General features: G+C 68.2%; 19 protein-coding genes. 8 read left to right on the top strand and 11 right to left on the bottom strand.

From position 1 onward, the window contains the following. Positions 1 to 13 precede the first annotated feature (13 nt). The 3 genes from SNAS_RS28240 (at position 14) to SNAS_RS28230 (ending at position 2751) form a co-directional block, all read left to right on the top strand. Positions 14 to 859 carry an aminotransferase class IV gene (locus SNAS_RS28240; protein WP_013020908.1) on the top strand — a complete coding sequence of 282 codons (846 nt, stop codon included), beginning with the start codon at positions 14 to 16 and terminating at the stop codon, positions 857 to 859. A 411-nt stretch (positions 860 to 1270) separates the two neighbouring features. After that, entirely contained in the window at positions 1271 to 2140 is an 870-nt protein-coding gene (locus SNAS_RS28235) for a hypothetical protein (RefSeq protein WP_013020907.1), read from the top strand. Further along, positions 2137 to 2751 carry a P-loop NTPase family protein gene (locus SNAS_RS28230; protein WP_211207263.1) on the top strand — a complete coding sequence of 205 codons (615 nt, stop codon included), beginning with the start codon at positions 2137 to 2139 and terminating at the stop codon, positions 2749 to 2751. The genes SNAS_RS28235 and SNAS_RS28230 overlap by 4 nt, the downstream gene beginning before the upstream one ends. Here SNAS_RS28230 and SNAS_RS28225 read toward each other — a convergent pair. Beyond that, entirely contained in the window at positions 2708 to 4084 is a 1377-nt protein-coding gene (locus tag SNAS_RS28225) for an FAD-binding oxidoreductase (protein WP_013020905.1), read from the bottom strand. The two genes, SNAS_RS28230 and SNAS_RS28225, sit on opposite strands and share 44 nt — an antisense overlap. Positions 4085 to 4157: 73 nt before the next feature. Here SNAS_RS28225 and SNAS_RS28220 point away from each other — a divergent pair, with 73 nt between their 5' ends. Beyond that, positions 4158 to 4703, top strand: coding sequence for a hypothetical protein (locus tag SNAS_RS28220; protein ID WP_013020904.1), 546 nt, complete (start codon positions 4158 to 4160; stop codon positions 4701 to 4703). Positions 4704 to 4785: 82 nt separating this feature from the next. Here the strand turns inward: SNAS_RS28220 and SNAS_RS28215 are convergent, their stop codons facing one another. Next, positions 4786 to 5439: a hypothetical protein gene (locus tag SNAS_RS28215; RefSeq protein ID WP_013020903.1), complete on the bottom strand. Its 654-nt coding sequence runs from the start codon at positions 5437 to 5439 to the stop codon at positions 4786 to 4788. 147 nt (positions 5440 to 5586) lie between these two features. Here SNAS_RS28215 and SNAS_RS28210 point away from each other — a divergent pair, with 147 nt between their 5' ends. Both SNAS_RS28210 and SNAS_RS28205 read left to right on the top strand, forming a co-directional pair. Beyond that, the gene (locus SNAS_RS28210) at positions 5587 to 6546 is read left to right on the top strand and encodes a bile acid:sodium symporter family protein (RefSeq protein ID WP_013020902.1); all 960 of its coding nucleotides are present in this window, start codon (positions 5587 to 5589) and stop codon (positions 6544 to 6546) included. A 23-nt stretch (positions 6547 to 6569) separates the two neighbouring features. After that, complete coding sequence (locus tag SNAS_RS28205) at positions 6570 to 6956, top strand: VOC family protein (protein ID WP_013020901.1); 387 nt, start codon at positions 6570 to 6572, stop codon at positions 6954 to 6956. Between the two features lie 4 nt (positions 6957 to 6960). On the opposite strand, the gene SNAS_RS28200 is transcribed toward SNAS_RS28205, so the two are convergent. From SNAS_RS28200 to SNAS_RS28170, 7 genes are all read right to left on the bottom strand, one after another. Further along, positions 6961 to 7458 (bottom strand): DinB family protein, encoded by a 498-nt coding sequence (locus tag SNAS_RS28200; RefSeq protein ID WP_013020900.1) that lies wholly within the window; start codon positions 7456 to 7458, stop codon positions 6961 to 6963. Positions 7459 to 7471: 13 nt separating this feature from the next. After that, on the bottom strand, positions 7472 to 8479 hold the full coding sequence (gene hemB / locus SNAS_RS28195; protein ID WP_013020899.1) for a porphobilinogen synthase: 1008 nt from the start codon (positions 8477 to 8479) through the stop codon (positions 7472 to 7474). Then, positions 8476 to 10059, bottom strand: a complete 1584-nt coding sequence (locus SNAS_RS28190) for a bifunctional uroporphyrinogen-III C-methyltransferase/uroporphyrinogen-III synthase (RefSeq protein ID WP_013020898.1) — start codon at positions 10057 to 10059, stop codon at positions 8476 to 8478. Before SNAS_RS28190 ends, hemB begins: the two co-directional genes overlap by 4 nt. A gap of 133 nt (positions 10060 to 10192) precedes the next feature. After that, positions 10193 to 11539 (bottom strand): glutamyl-tRNA reductase, encoded by a 1347-nt coding sequence (locus tag SNAS_RS28185; RefSeq protein ID WP_013020897.1) that lies wholly within the window; start codon positions 11537 to 11539, stop codon positions 10193 to 10195. Continuing rightward, positions 11536 to 12225: a redox-sensing transcriptional repressor Rex gene (locus SNAS_RS28180; RefSeq protein WP_013020896.1), complete on the bottom strand. Its 690-nt coding sequence runs from the start codon at positions 12223 to 12225 to the stop codon at positions 11536 to 11538. The genes SNAS_RS28185 and SNAS_RS28180 overlap by 4 nt, the downstream gene beginning before the upstream one ends. Before the next feature lie 238 nt (positions 12226 to 12463). Beyond that, on the bottom strand, positions 12464 to 13099 hold the full coding sequence (locus tag SNAS_RS28175) for an HAD family hydrolase (protein WP_013020895.1): 636 nt from the start codon (positions 13097 to 13099) through the stop codon (positions 12464 to 12466). Positions 13100 to 13187: 88 nt separating this feature from the next. Then, positions 13188 to 13427, bottom strand: coding sequence for a glutaredoxin family protein (locus tag SNAS_RS28170; protein ID WP_013020894.1), 240 nt, complete (start codon positions 13425 to 13427; stop codon positions 13188 to 13190). A gap of 284 nt (positions 13428 to 13711) precedes the next feature. On the opposite strand from SNAS_RS28170, the gene SNAS_RS28165 reads away from it, so the two are divergent. Together SNAS_RS28165 and SNAS_RS33455 are read left to right on the top strand one after the other, a co-directional pair. Beyond that, positions 13712 to 14512 (top strand): ECF subfamily RNA polymerase sigma factor, BldN family, encoded by an 801-nt coding sequence (locus SNAS_RS28165; protein WP_013020893.1) that lies wholly within the window; start codon positions 13712 to 13714, stop codon positions 14510 to 14512. 491 nt (positions 14513 to 15003) lie between these two features. Then, a complete protein-coding gene (locus SNAS_RS33455; RefSeq protein ID WP_052305176.1) occupies positions 15004 to 15822 on the top strand; it encodes a DUF5667 domain-containing protein in 819 nt (272 codons plus the stop codon). Positions 15823 to 15826: 4 nt separating this feature from the next. Here the strand turns inward: SNAS_RS33455 and SNAS_RS28155 are convergent, their stop codons facing one another. Then, complete coding sequence (locus SNAS_RS28155) at positions 15827 to 16723, bottom strand: S1 family peptidase (RefSeq protein ID WP_013020891.1); 897 nt, start codon at positions 16721 to 16723, stop codon at positions 15827 to 15829. A gap of 94 nt (positions 16724 to 16817) precedes the next feature. Then, a complete protein-coding gene (locus SNAS_RS28150; protein ID WP_013020890.1) occupies positions 16818 to 17762 on the bottom strand; it encodes a LysR family transcriptional regulator in 945 nt (314 codons plus the stop codon). Positions 17763 to 17905: the final 143 nt, after the last annotated feature.

Raw genomic sequence — 17905 nt, 5'->3', positions numbered from 1 at the left:
TATTGTCACGTCCATGGCTCAAGTAGTAGCGGTACTCGGAAAAGGTGTAGTCGACCCAAGCCAGCCGATCCTGCTGGCCGATGACCTCGGACCCGTGCGCGGGGACGGCTTGTTCGAAACCATCAACGTGCGCCAGGGCGTGGCCTGGCAGCTGGAGCCGCACCTGGAGCGGATGGCGCGCTCAGCCGCGAAGATGGACATCGAGTTGCCGTCGTTGGCTTCGATCCGGGAACTGTGCGAGCAAGCGTTGACGGCCTTCGGCACCGAATCCGAGGGCGCGCTGCGGCTGATCTGCACCCGGGGTCTGGAGACCGGCAGCGCGCCGACGCTGTGGGCCACCCTCAACCCGGTGCCCGACTCGCAGCGCAACGCCCGCCGCGACGGGCTGAAGCTGCTGGAACTGTCGCTGGGCTACCCGGCCGACGCGCGGGCGCGCTCGCCGTGGCTGTTGGGCGGCGCCAAGACCACCTCGTATGCGGTCACGATGTCGGCGATCCGCTACGCCCAGTCCAAGGGCTATGACGACGCACTGTGGACCTCGGAGGACGGCTACCTCCTCGAGGGCCCCACCTCGACGCTGGTGTGGCTCAACGGCGAGACGCTGTACACGGTGCCGTCCGACACCGGGATCCTGATCGGCACCACCGCCGCGTTCCTGTTCGAGAACGCCCACGAGCTGGGGCTGAAGGTGGGGGAGGAGCGGATCCGGCCCGCCGACCTGACCGCCGTGGACGGCGCCTGGATGACCTCCTCGGTGCGGGGCGTGGCCCCGGTCCGCTCGCTGGACAACGTCGAGCTGAACCAGAGCCCGCGCACGGCCGAACTGCAGAAACTGGCCGGGTTCCCGACGCCGGAATAGCCCGCGCGGGAAAACTCCGAAACTCTCAGACAATTCCCAGGCTGTCCCAAGCGGTATTTCAGGAGTGGCCCGCATAGTAATAATCAGTTCCGGTCACGCCGACAAGTTAACCGATTCGTTTCGGGCATTCGAATCGGTTGACGCGGAACGACTCTGGGGGCACCATCGCCGGGGTGAGCCATCGGGCACGGCTCGCCCCGGCGCTAAAAAAATAAAGTGGACCCTCTCCCTTTTCCCCGCCGCGACGCATGGGCAAGCGTCGCGGCGGGGTTTTGTCAGCCATCGGACAGTCCCCTAGCAATTCGGAAACGTAAATGTGACGTTCGCGTGTCCAGATATTGCCGCCGATCGGCCAAATTTGGTGGCATGTCGGTTACAGGGCGCGCGACGGCACCGCGCAAACGCGACACCATGCGAGACCCGCGTGTGGTGGCCGTGTGTTCCGCGGGCATCCTCGCGGCCCTGCTGGGCATCGGGCAACTGCTCGCGGCCGACCTGACCGGCATCCTGTTCAGCCGGGGCGGCGTCCGCGCCACCGCACAGGACACCGTGGACGAATCCGCGATCGTCATCTGGATCGCCGCCGTGGCCGTGTGTCTGGCCGCCGCCGCGCCCCGCATCTTCCTCAAGTCCGTGCCCGGGCACCGGATGCGGTGGGTGCTGTCGGGGGCCGCGGCCTTCGGCGCGCTGCTGGCCGCGCCGGTGGCCACCGCGATCGCGTCCTGGGCCCAGGTCTACGGCAGTGAACTGTCGCAGTCGCGGGTGCTGCGGCTGGTGTGCCTGGGCGTCGTGCTCGGCGCCGTCGTCAGCGCGGCGGCGGTGCGGTCCAAACCCGCGGCCTGGAGCCTGATCTCGTGGGTCGGCGTGGTGTGGGTGCTGCTGTTGGTGTCGGTGCGCACCTCGCCGGGCGCCACCCCGTTGATCTCCCACCTCGACCCGGGGCCACAGTGGAGTTCGGGGAACCGGTTCCTGCAGGGCAGTCTGCTGTTGCTCATGGTCGCGGTGCTGTGCGGCGCGGCGCTGGGCGTCGCGGGCATCAAACTGCGCTGGGGCCGCGACATGCGCCGCTGCCGGTCGGCGATCGCGCTGATGTCGGTGGCCGGGCCGCTGGTCGTGCTCGTCGCCTACCTGACCGCGGGCGTCGCCGGCGGCGACTGGAACGGCGGCCACGTGCTGAACCTGACGGCCGCCAGTGTCCTCATCGCCACCGGTTACTGGGCCGGAGCCTGCCTGACTAAGCGTTTGCGGCGCGACGGACCCGCTGGCACGATGAGCGCGTGACCGACGAGAACCCGGCCAGCCAACTCGCCACGCACCGGTCCGGGCCGCCGCTCGGCGAGCGAGCCGGTGCCGACGACCGCGCGACATCGGCTGTCGCCGCACCGGCGCCGCGGCGGGTCATGGTCGTCGGTTGCGCCGGGGCCGGGAAGTCCACCATCACCGTGGCCCTCAACCGCGCCCACGGCCTGCCGATCGTGCACCTGGACCGGCTGTACTGGAAACCCGGCTGGCAGCGTTCCCCCGACGACGAGTGGGAGCTGGTGCTGCGCGAGCTCGTCGCCGAGGACGCCTGGATCCACGACGGCAACTACGACAGCACCATGGACTTCCGGCTGCCGCGCGCCGACCTGGTCGTGTTCGTCGACACGCCGCGGCGCCGCTGCCTGTACCGGGCCGTCAAACGACGCCTGGTCGGCAACCGGATCCACGACATCCCCGGCTGCCCGGAGAACCTCGACCGCGAGTTCTTCGGCTACGTGTGGCGGTTCCCGACGGTGCACCGGCCCCGGCTGCTGGAGCGGCTGGCCGGACACCCGAACGTCGTCCGGCTGCGGACCCGCCGCGAGGTCAGACGATTTCTCGCCGGGCTCGCAGCACCTTCCCCGGGTTGAGGATCCCCGCCGGATCCAGCGCGTCCTTGACGGCACGGTGGACGCGCATGTTCACCGCGTCGGCCTCCTCGGCCAGCCAGTCGCGTTTCAGCAGGCCGACACCGTGTTCGCCCGAGCAGGTGCCGCCCAGCGCCAGCGCCAGTTCCATGATCTCGTCGAAGGCCGTCCGGCCCGCGACCACACTGGACGGATCCTGGCCGTCGACGACGATGTTGGGGTGGAGGTTGCCGTCCCCGGCGTGCGCGATGACCCCGATCGTGACGCCGTTGCGGCGCGAGGCCGCCGCCACGCCGTCCAGCGCCTCGGCCAGCCGGTCGCGCGGCACCGCGATGTCGTCGACGATGATGGTGCCCAGTTTCTCCATGGCCGGGTAGGCCAGCCGACGCGCCGCCAGCAGCGCCTCGGCCTCGGCCGCGTCGGTGGCGCGGTACACCTCGGTGGCACCGGATTCCTCGCACAGCCGCTCGATCTCGGCCAGGTCGGACTCGATGCCGGTGTCGCAGGCCGCCAGCAGCATCGCCGCCGCCTCAGTGTCCAGCCCCATCGGCCGGTGGTCCTCGATGGCCTTGAGGTGCACCTGGTCGATGAGCTCCAGCAGGCTCGGCTGCGCCCCGGCCGCCGTGATCGCGGTGACCGCCCGGCCCGCGGCCGTCGTCGACGGGAACACCGCCGCCAGCGTCAGCGCCTGGCGCGGGATCGGCGTCAGCCGCACCGTGATCTCGGTGATGACGCCCAGCGTCCCCTCGCTGCCGGTGAACAGCCGGGTCAGGTCGTAACCGGCCACGCCCTTGGCGGTGCGGCGCCCGCAGCGCATCACCTCGCCGTTGGCGAGCACGACCTGCAGGCCGAGGACGTAGCCGTCGGTGACGCCGTACTTGACGCAGCACATGCCGCCCGCGTTGGTGGCGACGTTGCCGCCGATCGTGGAGGACTCGAAGGAACCGGGGTCGGGGGCGTAGCGCAGCCCGTGTTTGGCCGCGGCCCGCGAGATCTCGGCGTTGACCACGCCCGGCTGCACCACGGCGAGCCGGTTGACGGGGTCGATCTCGCGGATCTCGTTCATCGCGGCCGTCGACAGCAGCATGCAGCCGTCCACGGCGTTGGCGCCGCCCGCCAGCCCGGTGCGGGCGCCCTGCGGGACCACGGGGACGCCGTGCTCGGCGGCGACCTTGACGGCCATCGACACGTCGGCGGTGTTCTTGGGCCGCACCAAAACCAGCGGCTGACCCGACTCGCACAGGTCGGCCTCGTCGCGGGAGTGGGCGGCCAGCACGTCGGGGTCGGTGACGATCACCGAAGCGTCCACGGCCGCACGCAGGTCATCGAGGAACATGCGCCGAATAGTGTCACGCGGAAAAATTTTCGGCGACCGGGAACCCCCGGCGGTTTCCGCGCGTCACAGGACCATGAAGCTCATCAGGATTTCCGCTCTCGTGTTGACCGGCGCCGTCGCGGTGGCGCTGACGGCCTGCGAGCCGAAGGAGGACTCGGCGAGCTCGTCCGGCGACAAGTCGTCCGAGGCGTCAGACCAGGGCGGCAAGGACGAGGACAAGGAAGAATCCGGTTCGGGGTCCAGCAGCTCGAAGGACAAACTGGCCGGGGACGTCACCACGGTGACCCTGACGAAGTCGGGCGGCTTCGCGGGCAACGAGGAGACCCTCGAGATCGACGCCGAGGGCAAGTGGTCCTACGTGAAGGCCAAGATGGCCACGAAGAAGGGCGACCTGTCGTCGAAGGAGCTGAAGCAGCTCATCGACCTGGCGGGCACGAAGGGCATCACCGACACGAACAAGAAGTCCGACAAGCAGTGCAACGACATGCCGACGTTCCAGCTGAAGGTGGAACTCAGCGAGGGCAAACCGGTCGAGATGAAGACCGACGAATGTGGGGTCGCCCCGAACGAGGAGTTCGACAACCTGATCGAACTGCTCACCGACGCGACGCCGATCTAGCGTTCTCCGAGGGGTTTTTGAGCGAGGCTGGCGCGTACTACTGGCAGGTGGTTCGCGTCGGCCTCGCTTTTTCGCGCGCCTTTTAGTCGACGGTGGCCGTCACCCAGGGTTCGACGATGTCGCGGACCCGGTCCTCGTCGACGGGGGAGTCCACGCTCCACCTCTTCTTGTCGGCCTCCATCAGCACCGACGTCGGGCAGGTGGGATCGTCGGCGCGTTCGACCTGCTCGTCCAGCAGGTCGCCGGTCCTGGCTTCGAAGATCCGGAAGTGGTAGTCGAACGCGAGGACGTCCACCTCGACGATCTCGTCGTCGTTGTTGCGCAGGTCGCAGGTGTTGACCACCTTGACGAACCTCGCGTCGAAGCACACCACCAGCTCCACCTCGGCGGCGTCCTTCGTCACCCAGTCGGGGGTGAGCTGGGCGAACTCCAGGTTCGTCGTGTCGCCGTCGAACGCGGTGAACTTGTGCGGGCCCTTGCCCTGGTACGCCTTGGTGTCCGGCTGCGGAGCGGGCTTGTCACACATCCGCTCGCCCAACGCCGTCAGGTCCGGGGTCTGCGTCACCGTGCTGATCGAGGGACTGGGGTCGTCGGACGGCGACTCGTCCTCAGTGAATTGCGGCACGATCACCAGTGCGGCCACCGCGAGCGTAGCCACCACGGCGAACGCGGCGGTGCCGTGCCGCTCCAGGAACGGCGGTTTGCCACTGGAACCGTTGGCGCGCTTGTCTTCCATCGGAACCTCCCGGGGCGAGCGCACCAAGTTTCGCACGGCCCGGTCCGGGCACCGTCGCGACCTTCCCGGGCTTTCGCATACTGGGACAAAGCTGCCGAAACACGCAATCCGACGTACGGTGGCCCGACTTCGGAAAGGATCCCGCACGTGTCAGCCCTGCAGCGCATCGGCGCCTTCACCGGCCGGTGGTTCCCGGTCATCGTCCTGGCCGCCGGAGCCGTGGCCCTCGCCGCGCCGTCGGCCTTCGCCTTCGCCGCCCCGGCGGTGCCGTGGCTGCTGGCGGTGATCATGCTCGGCATGGGCATGACCCTGCGTCCGGCCGACTTCGCGATCATCGGCAAACGTCCCATCCCGGTGCTGTTGGGCGTCGCCGCCCAGTACGTGGTGATGCCGCTGCTCGGCTACGGGCTCGCGGTCGCGTTCGACCTGCCCACGATGCTGGCCGTCGGCATGGTGCTGGTGGGCGCGGCGCCCGGCGGCACCGCCTCCAACGTGATGGTGTTCCTGGCGCGCGGCGACACCGCGCTGTCGGTCGCGATGACCACCCTGTCCACACTGCTGGCTCCGCTGCTCACCCCGGTTCTGGTGTGGCTGTTGGCGGGCCGGTTCCTGCCCGTCGACGTGGGCGACCTGTTCTTCTCGATCGTCCAGGTGGTGCTGGTCCCGATCGTGATCGGCCTGCTGTTGCGCCGCTTCGTCCCGAAGGTCGTCGACCGCTGCGAGGACGCGCTGCCGCTGGTGTCGGTCGCGGGCATCACCGTCGTGGTCATGGTCGTGGTGGCGGGCAGCGCCGACATTCTGCTGAAGGTCGGGGCGCTCGTCGTGCTGGCCGTGATCGTCCACAATGTGTGCGGCCTGGCGTTGGGTTACGGCATCGCGCGGGTCTTCGGCATGCCCGTCACGGGACGGCGCGCCATCAGCATCGAGGTCGGCATGCAGAACTCGGCGCTTGCCGCGGCACTGGCGATGGCGCACTTCAACCCGGCCGCGGCGCTCCCGGCCGTCGTGTTCTCGGTGTGGCACAACGTCTCCGGCTCGCTGCTGGCGGGCTACTGGTCCCGCCGGACCAGCCCGGACACCGAGCCAGCACCTGAACCGGCTCCATAGGCAAGCGCCTATATGGTGTACCGATGCCCTCGGTCAAACAGTTCCAGGTCACCTTCGACTGCGCCCAGCCCGAGCGGGTTGCCACGTTCTGGTGCGCGGTGCTGGGCTACGACCTGACGCCGTCCGACGATCCCGATACCTGGTCCGCATGCGTCGACCCCTCGGGTGTGGGCCCGCGGCTGTTCTTTCAGCGGGTACCGGAGGACAGGGTCGTCAAGAACCGGGTGCATCTTGACGTGAGGGTCGGCACCGGGCTGGTGGGGGAGGAACGCCTCGCCGCATTGGAGGCCGAGTGCGCCCGACTGCTCCCGCTCGGCGCGGTTCGGGTGCAACTGCTGCCCGCCGACGAGGAGAACGAGTCGTGCATCGCGATGCAGGACATCGAGGGCAACGAGTTCTGCCTCGACTGAGCCGCTAGCCCTCGGCGGTGCCGTCGAGGATCTGTTCGCGCAGGATGTCGGCGTGGCCGCGGTGCTGGGTCAGTTCACGCAGCACGTGCAGGTAGACCCAGCGCAGCGGCAGCGGGCCGCGACGGTTGCCGGTGACGACGTCGTCCAGCGTCAGCTTCGCCGTGGCCTCGCGGGAGGCTTCGCAGGCTTCACGGTGAGCCCGCTGGATGCTGGCGATCGTGTCGTCGGCGTCGAGATCGAAGGACTCGTCCGGGGTGTCGGGAATGCCGATCTCGGCGCGAGACCGGCACCTCACCGCCTCGTCGAACCAGACCTTCTCCACGAAGGTCGCGTGTTTGACCAGGCCCAGCAGCGTCGTCTTGGAAGCCACCAAGGACTGCCGGGCCTGTTCCTCGGTCAAGCCGTCGAGGCTGTCACGCAGCGCGGCACGGTACTCGTCGAGGAACAACTCGAGCTGATCGCGCAACGGTGAATGGAAAGCCTCGGGTTCCATCGTCGGCATGGACGTCACGGGTTCAGAAACGTTCCTCGCGCAGCAGCCGCGCGGCTTCCTCGGCCCAGTAGGTCGCGATGATCGAGGCCCCGGCGCGTTTGATCGACACCAGTGATTCGAGCATCATGCGTTCCCGGTCGATCCAGCCGTTGGCAGCGGCTGCCTCCACCATGGAGTATTCGCCGGAGACCTGGTAGGCCGCGACCGGAACCGTCACGTGCTCGGACACCGCCCTGATGATGTCCAGATAGGGCAGTCCCGGTTTGACCATGACGATGTCGGCGCCCTCGGCCACGTCCAGTTCGACCTCGCGCAGCGCCTCGCGGGCGTTGGCGGGGTCCTGCTGGTAGCTGCGGCGGTCGCCCTGCAGCGCCGATTCGACCGCCTCGCGGAACGGCCCGAAGGCCGCCGAGGAGTACTTGACGGCGTAGGCGAACACGCCCGTGTTCTCGAAACCGGCCCGGTCCAGGGCGGTGCGGACGTAGCCGACCTGACCGTCCATCATGCCCGAAGCGCCCAGCATGTGCGCGCCCGCCTGGGCCTGGGCGATGGCCATGTCGGCGTACCGCTCCAGGGTGGCGTCGTTGTCGACGCTGCCGTCGGCGGCGAGCACGCCGCAGTGGCCGTGGTCGGTGAACTCGTCGAGGCACAGGTCGGACACGACCACCAGGGAGTCCCCGACCTCGGCGGTGACGTCGGCCAGCGCGAGGTTGCCGATGCCGTCGGGGTCGATGGCGCCCGAACCGGTGGCGTCCTTCTCGGCGGGTACGCCGAAGATCATGACGCCGCCGACCCCGGCGTGCGCGGCGGCCACGACGGCCTTGCGCAGCGACTCGCGGGTGTGCTGCATGACGCCCGGCATCGAGGGGATGGGACGCGGCGCGTCAAGTCCCTCGCGGACGAACATCGGCAGCATCAGGTCGGACGGGTGCACCCGGGTCTCGGCGACCATGCGGCGCATCGCGGACCCCTGGCGCAGCCGCCGGGGCCGGATTCGCGGAAACCCCGAAGGTTCAACGGTTTCGCTCATGACCGAAACCGTAGCGCGGTCGGACCCTGCGCCTTGGCGCCGCGACGCTGCTTCACCGGGGCCTCGGCCATCCGCTTCTTCAGCGCCACCGCGTACTCGGCGAGCGCCTCGACGAGGCTGGGCATGTTGGCGTGCTGCGGTTGCGCGTCCACACGCAGGCCGAACTCGGTGGCGGTCTCGGCGGTGTGCGGGCCGATCACCGACACGACGGTGCGGGCGTGCGGCTTGCCGGCGATACCGACCAGGTTCCGCACGGTCGACGATGAGGTGAACAACACAGCGTCGAAGCCGCCGGACTTGATGGCGTCGCGGATGTCGGCGGGCGGCGGCGAGGCGCGCACCGTCCGGTAGGCGGTGACGTCGTCGACCTCCCAGCCGCGCTCCTGCAACCCGGCCGACAGTGCCTCGGTGGCGATGTCGGCGCGCGGCAGCAGCACCCGCGAGACCGGGTCCAGGATGGTGTCGTGCGGCGGGAACACTTCCAGCAGACCGGTTCCGGACTGCTCGCCGGTGGGCAGCAGCTCCGGCTCGATGCCGAAGGAGCGGACCTTGGCGGCGGTGGCGTCGCCGACGCAGGCGATCTTGAGACCGCCGAAGGCGCGCGCGTCCAGGCCGTGCTCGGCGAACTTCTCCCAGATGGCCTTGACGGCGTTGGCGGAGGTGAACACGATCCAGGCGTAGCGGCCGTCCACCAGGCCCTTGATGGCGCGTTCCATCTGGGCCGGAGTGCGGGGCGGCTCGACGGCGATGGTCGGCACCTCGCACGGGATGGCGCCGTACTCGCGCAGCTTGTCGCTCATCTCGCCGGCCTGCTCCTTGGTGCGGGGGATCAGCACCTTCCAGCCGTACAGCGGCCGGTTCTCCCACCAGCCCAGCCGGTTGCGGTCCTCGACGCCCTTGCCGATGGTGATGACGACGCGGCCGGCGAAGCCGAGCGCCGCCTCCACGAAGGTGTCCACCGTGGAGGTCGCGGTGAACTGGGTCTCGCCGGTGACGTCGCCGGTGACCGCGACCGGGGTGGCCGAGTCGATGCCGGTGGCGCGCAGGTTGTCCCGCACCACGGCCAGGTTGGCGACGTCGCTGGTGAGCACCAGGGTGCCGTTGGCGATCGCGGCGGCCAGCGTCGTGGTGTCCAGTTGCGACACGTCGTCGACGTCGATGAGGGTGCGCAGGCCGCCGGGCGGCATGCCCGCGTAACCGGCCACGGCGGAGGCGTAGCTGACGCCGGGGATGACCTCGACGGCCACCTCGGTGTCCAGGATCGCGGCGATCTCGTCCTGGGCGGTCGCGTTGGGGTACGCGTCGCCGGTCAGCAGCCGGGCGACGTTGCGGCCCTCGCGGGCGGCGGTGATCAGGTCCTTGATCAGCTCGGTGGACGTCGCGTCGGCCACCGTGAACACGGCGTTGTCCCCCGCGTGCTCCTGCGCCGCCTCCAGCATCTGCTGCGGCAGATTGCGGTCGTGCACCACCAGATCGGCCACGGCGATCGCGTCGAGGGCCCGTTTGGTCAAGAGGCCCGGGTCTCCGGGGCCGGTTCCGACGAATCGGACACGTCCGGGGAGATTGTGAACATCATTCATTTACTTCGCTCCATAGGTATTTCCATAGCCATATCGATCGCCGCCCCGTCGCTGATCGCGCGGAAAGTCACAGCTGGCGCGCGCGTCATCGCCGCTCGCCGGGCGTAGACCTTACCGAACGTCCCGCGAAAAGTCACATTGAAGTCCAATGTGTATTATCGTTTCCGGCGCTGTCGTCAGGGACGACACGCAGCGCCTCGGCCGTTTCGTTGCCCTCCAAGGACTCCAGTCCCGGACTGTCGAGTGCGAACAGTTCCCGCAACGCTCGCGCGTAGGACTCCCCACCCGGCTCCTCGGCCAGCTGTTTCACCCGCACGGTCGGCTGGTGCAGCAGTTGACGTACTACCCGGTGAACCGTGTGCGCAACCTCGGCGCGCTGGTCGTCGCTCAGTTCGGGGGTGCGGCGGCGCAGTCGCGACAGCTCGGCGTCGACGACCTCGTCGGCGCGGGTGCGCAGTGCCGCGACCGTCGGCGCCACCTGCGCCGCCCGGGCGATGCCGCAGAAGGCCTCGACCTCCTCGGCCAGGATCCGGCGCGCCGCGTCCAGGTACTCGCGGTCGGGGGCGGTGCGGCCCTGCTGGCTGAGCGTCTCGATGTCGACGACGTGCACGCCCGCCAGGCCCGTGACCTCGCGCGCCACGTCGCGGGGCACCGCCAGGTCGCAGATCAGCAGGCTGTCGCGCCGGTCGCGCAGCGTCTCCAGGGTCAGCACCGGACGGCTCGCGCCGGTCGCGGTCACGACGACGTCGGCCTGTGCGACCGCCTCGGCCAGGTTGTCCCACTCGACGGTGGCGGCGCCGTGGTTGGCGGCCAGTCGCTTGGCGCGGGCGCCGTCGCGGTTGGCGATGGTCACCGAAGTCGCGCCCCGGCGGGTGGTGGCGGCCGTGGCCAGCGCGCCCATGGCACCGGCGCCGACGACCAGGACCCGGGAACCGGCCAGTTCACGGTCCCATTGCTGCTCGCCGAGGTCCAGCGCGGCGCTGACGACACTCGGGCCCGCAGCGTCCACATTGGCCTCGGAGTGGATCCGTTTGCCGACCCGCAGCGCCTGCTGCATCAGCTCGTGCAGCATCCGCGAGACCGAGCCCGACTCCTTGGCGGTGTCGTAGGCGTCGCGCAGCTGCCCGAGGATCTGCGATTCCCCGGCCACCAGCGAATCCAGGCCGGAGGCGACGGCGAAGGCGTGCTTGACGGCCTGGGTCTCGTGCCGGATGTACAGGTGCCCCGACAGCGCCTCCCGGTTCATGCCCGCCAGTTCGGCCAGTTCGTCGGCGATGTCGACCAGACCGCCGTGGAAACCGGTGACGGCGGCGTAGATCTCCACCCGGTTGCAGGTCGACAGGACGACGACCTCCTCGACGTAACGCCCGGCCAGCAGCCGTTGCGTCATCGCCCAGACGGTGTCGGAGTCGACGGCGAGCTTCTCCAGCAGGTCCACCGGAGCCGTGCGGTGTGAAGCCCCTACGACCAGAAGGTTCATACCGCCTCCTTCTCGTTCAAGCCTTGGGATTTGCGGTGCTCGTGGAAGGACAGGATCTGGAGCTCCACCGCCAGGTCCACCTTCCGGACATCAACGTTGCCAGGCACATCGAGGACACAGGGCGCGAAATTGAGGATGCTCGTCACACCTGCCTTAACGAGCGAGTCGGCGACACGCTGCGCCGCCAACGGGGGAGTGGTGATCATCGCGATCGAGATCCGCTCCGCGGCGACGACCGTCGGCAGTTCGTCCAGGTGCCGCACCAGCAGGCCGCCCAGCATGGTGCCCACCCGCTCCGACGAGATGTCGAACAGCGCCGAGATGGCGAAGCCCCGGTTGGCGAAACCGGCGTACCCGGCCAGCGCCTGCCCCAGGTGACCCACGCCGACCAGCGCCACCGAGTGGTGCCGGGTCAGGCCCAGCACGTCCGAGATCTGCTGCTTGAGCATGACCACGTCGTAGCCGACGCCGCGAATCCCGTAGGAGCCCAGCTGGGACAGGTCCTTGCGCAGTTTGGCGGAGTTGACGCCCGCCGCGGCGGCCAGCGCCTCGCTGGAGACGGTGCTCAGCCCCGCCTCGGCGAGGGTGTGCAACGCGTGCAGGTATTCGGGCAGGCGTGCCACCGTCGCGTCGGGGATGTCCCGAGGATCGGCCGTGGGGTTCGCACGGGGGTCACCGGTAGGCAAGCTGTCTCCGAAAACGTGAGCACGGGGCGGCGAGCGCCCGTGAAAGCTGTTACGCGCCCAACAAGGCGCCGTTGCCGGTAAAGCCTAAATGCTTGTGAAGGTTTGCACAAATCGACCGTCGGCGTGGTGCGCAGCGATAACGCTTACCGACAGGCAATTCGCCCAGTGATCTTCGACGGCATGTAGTAGAAGTCACCTCCGACTCTAGCGCGCGGCTCACCGCCCCGGTCGGCGGCACTCAGCCCAGGGCCAGCGCGACGGCCTCGGTGAGTGACTCGGCCACCGGGGCGCCGGTGGCGCGCAGCCGGGTCGGCGAGGTGAAGCCGCCCGCGTACAACACGCAACTCGCCCCCGCCGTGGCCGCCGCGACGTGGTCGTCGACCGAGTCGCCGATCAGGACGCAGTCGGTGGCGTCGATGCCCAGCGCCTCCAGGTGCGCCACCAGGTAGGGGTGCTTGGAGTTTCCGCCGACGGTCTCGCGCAGCCCGTCGATGCGGGCGAAGTGCTCGACCAGGCCGTGCTCGGTCACCAGTGGCACCAGGTCGTTGTGGAACCACATCGACAGCAGCGACTGGGTGCCCGGCCAGGCCGCGATGGCCGCGCGGGCGTCGACCGTCAGGCCGTGCTCGGCCAGTTTGCTGTGGTAGTGCTGGTGGAACAGCTTGTCCAGCTCCGCGAACTCGGCGGGCGGCAGTTCCCGTCCGGCCAGTTCGCTGTAGAAGTCGGCCACCGGGCGGAAGAAGCGCTCGCGGTGCGTGGCGGCGTCGAGCTGCTGACCGCCGACGGTGCCGATCGCGAGGTTCGTGGCCTCCACGACCGCCGCGAAGTCGTCGATCAGGGTGCCGTTCCAGTCCCAGACAAGATGTTTAGCCATGCGTGGCAGCCTACGACGCGGTTGTGACGGCCCGCGGATCACGCGCGCACCGCACAGCCCTGGCCCGGGTCGGCGATGCCCGGCGTGCTCAACCGGCGTTCAGATCGCGCAGCAATCGCGCTTCCTCCACGGTCCAGTACCCGTGTTCGCGGCCGTCCAGCAACACCACCGGCAACCGGTCGCCGTACTCGCGGGCGAGCGCGACGTCGTCGGCGACGTCCACCTCGTCCCAGTCGACGCCCGCGGTGGCCGCGACACGCCCGAGAGCCTCCCGGGCCGCCGCACACAGGTGACAGTGCTTCGTGGTCAAAAGTCGCAACCGGGGCACGGTTCCACCTTTCGTGTCAGAGGAGTTCCGCCACTCAAACCCTAGCCAACGCGCAGGTCAGGGCGGTGTCGACGACCGTTCGAACGGGACGGCACACCCGTTGGAGTGACAGTGACGAAGATGTCGCACAAACGGTCCGTCTGCGGCGTCTCCTATCCGAGACACAATCTTCGGACTGAGTAATCAGATCCGCACAATCCGGCGAGATTGGCCCTATCATCACGGGGTCGGTTCGCCCTCAACGACCTTGGGAACCGACAACCCCTCACCCGAGGAGGCCCTAAGTGCCCGGCACCGTACCGGTGGTCACCGCAGGAACCGTCACGCCGCAGTTTCAGGCGTCTCGCCAAACGCTGCGCGATGGTCTCACCAGTCTGCGGCAGATGCTGACCGTAGACCTGAATCCCTCCCGAGTCGAGGCTCCGTCCCCGGCTTCCGACGGGGATCGAGAGGAGCCCTCCTGTAACAGCGGGGAGGACGACTCCGGTCAACCCGACTCGCAGTCCTGCTCGGCGGAGGTGGGTCCCGCCGAGGTCCGGGAGCTCGTCGCCCGGGCCCAGGACGGCGACGTGGACGCCTTCGGGCGCATCTACGACCGCTACAACGAGATCGTGCACCGCTACATCTACTTCCGGGTCGGCAACCGGCAGCTCGCCGAGGACCTGACCTCGGAGGTGTTCCTGCGGGCACTGCGCCGCATCTCCACCTTCACCTGGCAGGGCCGTGACTTCGGCGCCTGGCTGGTCACGATCGCCCGCAACCTGGTCGCCGACCACTTCAAGTCCGGTCGCTACCGGCTGGAGATGTCCACCGCCGAGGTGCTGGACATCGACCGCGAGGAGCGGGCGCCGGAGGGCAACCCCGAGGACACCGTCTGCGACAAGCTCCTCAACGTCACCCTGCTCAAGGCCGTCCGGGAACTCAACCCGGACCAGCGCGAGTGCATCGTGCTGCGGTTCCTCCAGGGGATGTCGGTGGCCGAGACCGCCGGATACATGCGCAAGAACGAGGGCGCCATCAAGGCGCTCCAGTACCGGGCCGTTCGCACACTCGCGAGATTGCTTCCGGAGGGATTTGGCCGATGACCGGCCGGGGGGATCCACGAGGGGGGCCGCGCGGTGTCTTATTCACGACAAAATCTGGCGGACGGCATCGCCATGCGCTCAGCTTGGCGCGTGAGCGGTAGCACGTCTTTCCGTAAGACCGTAACCTTCTGGCGGTGTGACCCGTTGGAAGGGTTGCATAGGTCGGCACCGCGTGACGAGAGGGGGTGCACGACACCATGATCGGCAATCCGATTGAAAAACGACGAGCGGAGCGATACTCCGAACTTCTCGAGGCGGCTCAAGGGGGACGGCGGCGGCATCGACGCAGCGTCCACGACGACGACCTCTCCCCCCTGATGAAGGTCAGTGAAGCCCTCCATCAAACCGCCCGCGAAACCCGTGAATCAACAGCACCGAGGCCCGAGTTCCAGGCCGCGTTGCGACAGCGACTTTTGGCCGTTGCCGCCACGCAGGGCATTGGGGCGACGGCCGAACACACAGAGACACCGGCCACGCAAGCGAAGCAGCCCATGTCGGGCGGCCGCCGCATGATCGTGGCCAGCGCGCTGGCCGTCGGGGTGCTGGGGCTTTCCGGCGTGTCAACGGCCAGTGCTGACGCGCTGCCCGGGGACGCGCTGTACCCGGTGAAACGGTCGGCCGAGCGAGCGCAGCTGGCGCTGGCGGGCTCGGAGGTGAACCGGGGACAGCTGTACTTCGAGTTCGCCCGGACCCGGCTCGACGAGGCCGGACGGGTATCCGGCAACCCGGAAGCACTGAACACAACTCTATCCGATATGGACTCGCAGCTCGCCAGCGGCATGAAGTCGCTGACCAGTGCCGCGGTCAACCGGCAGGACGCCGGGGTTCTCGACACCATCGACGAGTTCCTCGACGGCCAGTCCCCGAAACTGGCGAACCTGCTGGACGACGCGCCGAACGAGGCCCACACCTCGCTGGGCGACTCCATGGACCTGATGGACTCCGCGGCCGAACGGTCGCAGGAACTGCGGGAGGCGCTGCTGTGCGCGGCGTCCTTCGACGACGACACCGACAAACTGGGCCCACTACCCGGCGAGTGCGGTGTACTCCCCGGCGAAGACGGCACTCCGCTGGACGTACCCACCGACGACGAGAACCCTGCCTCGACGCAGGAAACCGGGAGCGGCACGACCGGCTCCGGCGACACATCCACCGACGCCGAATCCGAGTCCCCGTCCCCACAGCCCGGCCGTAAGGGCGACAAGAACTCCGATGAATCACCATCCCCGACCTCACCGAGTCCCACCGCCGACAACGGCGGCGGACTGCTCGGCGAGATCGGGGACACCTTGGACGATCTACTCGGTTAGGACCTTAGGGCTTGGGCAGCGTGCAGCCGTCCAACTCGAGATTGACCACGTTGCCCTTGTCCACACAGGTCGTGATGATGTAGGTCTGCTGGCCGTAGTTGATGCCCTCGCGGACCGTCACCTGACCGTTCTCGTCGACCTCACACGGGTTGTTCATGGTGCACTCCTCACCGTTCTCGTTGCCGGTGTTGTTGACGCCGACGACCTCGTTGGTCGCGTTGTCGACCACCGGCGAACCCGAGGTGCCGCCCTTGGTCTTGCAGGCCTCGGTGTAGCGGATCGAGTCCTTCATGACCCAGTCGGCCTCGCGCAGTTCGAAGACGAAGCCGTCGATGTCACACGCGTAGGTCTCCTGCCAGTAGCCGGAGACCACGGTGATGGCGGTCTTCTCCTTCGGGTGCTCGGCCGAGACCTTCAGCGCGTCGATCGAGTACTTGTCCTTGATCTCGGCGTAGGACTCGGTGAGCTCGTACAGCGAGACGTCGGTGTCGGTCATGGTCGCGTAGGCGATCTTGGAGGCCGTCAGCGTGCCGACGGCGTTGGCCGAGGCGTCCAGCAGTTCGAAGCTGCGCTGGGACGGCTCGTCCACGATCACCTCGCCCGGGCCGGGCATGCCCGACTCCAGGCAGTGGCCGTTGGACAGCACCATGGCCTTGTCCTCGGGCGCCGAGTTCGGCATGGTCACCAGCGAACCGGAACAGTTGTCGAGCGCCACCGTCCCGGCGAAGTTGACCTCCTTGACCTTCTTCTCGGCCTTTTCCTCGGTTGCCGTCGACGTGCCGGTGCCGACGGGATCCGCGGAGGCCTGGGCCGCCGTGGTGGCCACGGCGACGGCCGCGACCAGCGCCAGCGCCGAGACCGCCGTCAGCCTCCGCGCCAGGCGCGAACGTTGTATCCGCATCGATGAAACCTCTCTACTTCAGTAGAACCCGATACGTGTGCCGGGTACGTGTCCGCGAGTAACGGACGCGCACCGCACCTTATTGTGACGAGTTTCAATGAATCAATGTATTGTTCAGCCCTTCCTCGACCGACTCGCGTTCGGCGCGAATCTCCTCAATGGCCTCCGAGGCGGCGGCGATCGTCGGATACTCGCGGCTGCCCCGTCGGGTGCAGCTGAGGAAGTGCCGGTACGGGGTGTGCGGCCCGGCGATGGGGACCCGGGACAGCGCGAGGTGTGGCGGGAGTTCGGCGAGCCGGGGGACCAGCGCGATGCCGAGGTTGTGGGCGACCAGGGTGGCCGCCACCGACCACTCGCCGGCCTCGTGCGCGACCGAGGGGGTGAAGCCGGCGTTGCTGCAGGCGGCCAGGACGTGCTGACGGGAGGTGCTGCCGGGCAGGCCCAGGATCCAGCGCTCCCGGGCGGTGTCGGTCAGCGCGACGCTGTCGCGTTCGGCGAGCGGGTGGTCGGCGGCGGTGACCAGATCGAAGGGGTCGTCGAACAACGGCTGTTGGTCGAAGCGGATGTCGTCGAGGGGCGGCGACTCGAAATTGGCTTCCACTATGGCCAAATCGGCGTCCCCCGAAAACAACAGATCGAAACATTCACGGGCTTCAGCTTCTCGCAACCTGACGTCCATCGCGGGATACCGTGCATGCAATAGTTCAGCTGTGGCGGCCAATAGTGTCGCAATTGCTGTAGCAAAACCGCACAATCGAAGTTCGCCCGCTGGCTCGGCTCCAGTGGCGTGCAACTCAGTTTCGGCCCGCCGCCATCGCGCCTCAATGGCGTCCGCATGTGACAACAATACGTGAGCCGCGGGTGTGAGGCGGACATTACGGCCCTGCGGTTCCAGCAGTGTGACGTCCAACTCCTTCGCCAATTGCCGGATTTGCTGTGATGCTGCTGACGGACTCAAGTGCAATGCCTTGGCGGCGGCGGTGACGGTGCCGTAATGCGAAACAGCACGCAGGACATATAGGCGCCGGAGGTCAATCATGAAGTCAGCCCTTAACAGTTCTGTGCAGTAATAGCGGCTAGATCTTTAGCGTAATTCAGTGCATCCTTGCCGAAGGTCGCCGCGTGTTGATTGCGTTTGGAAATTCTCCGGATTTCTCGGTAAGACCCCATTTCGAAAAACTC

The sequence above is a fragment of the Stackebrandtia nassauensis DSM 44728 genome, from assembly GCF_000024545.1.
GTDB lineage: Bacteria > Actinomycetota > Actinomycetes > Mycobacteriales > Micromonosporaceae > Stackebrandtia > Stackebrandtia nassauensis.
The sequence above is the reverse complement of the archived record's forward strand: the minus strand, read 5'-3'. Positions and strand labels throughout refer to the sequence as shown.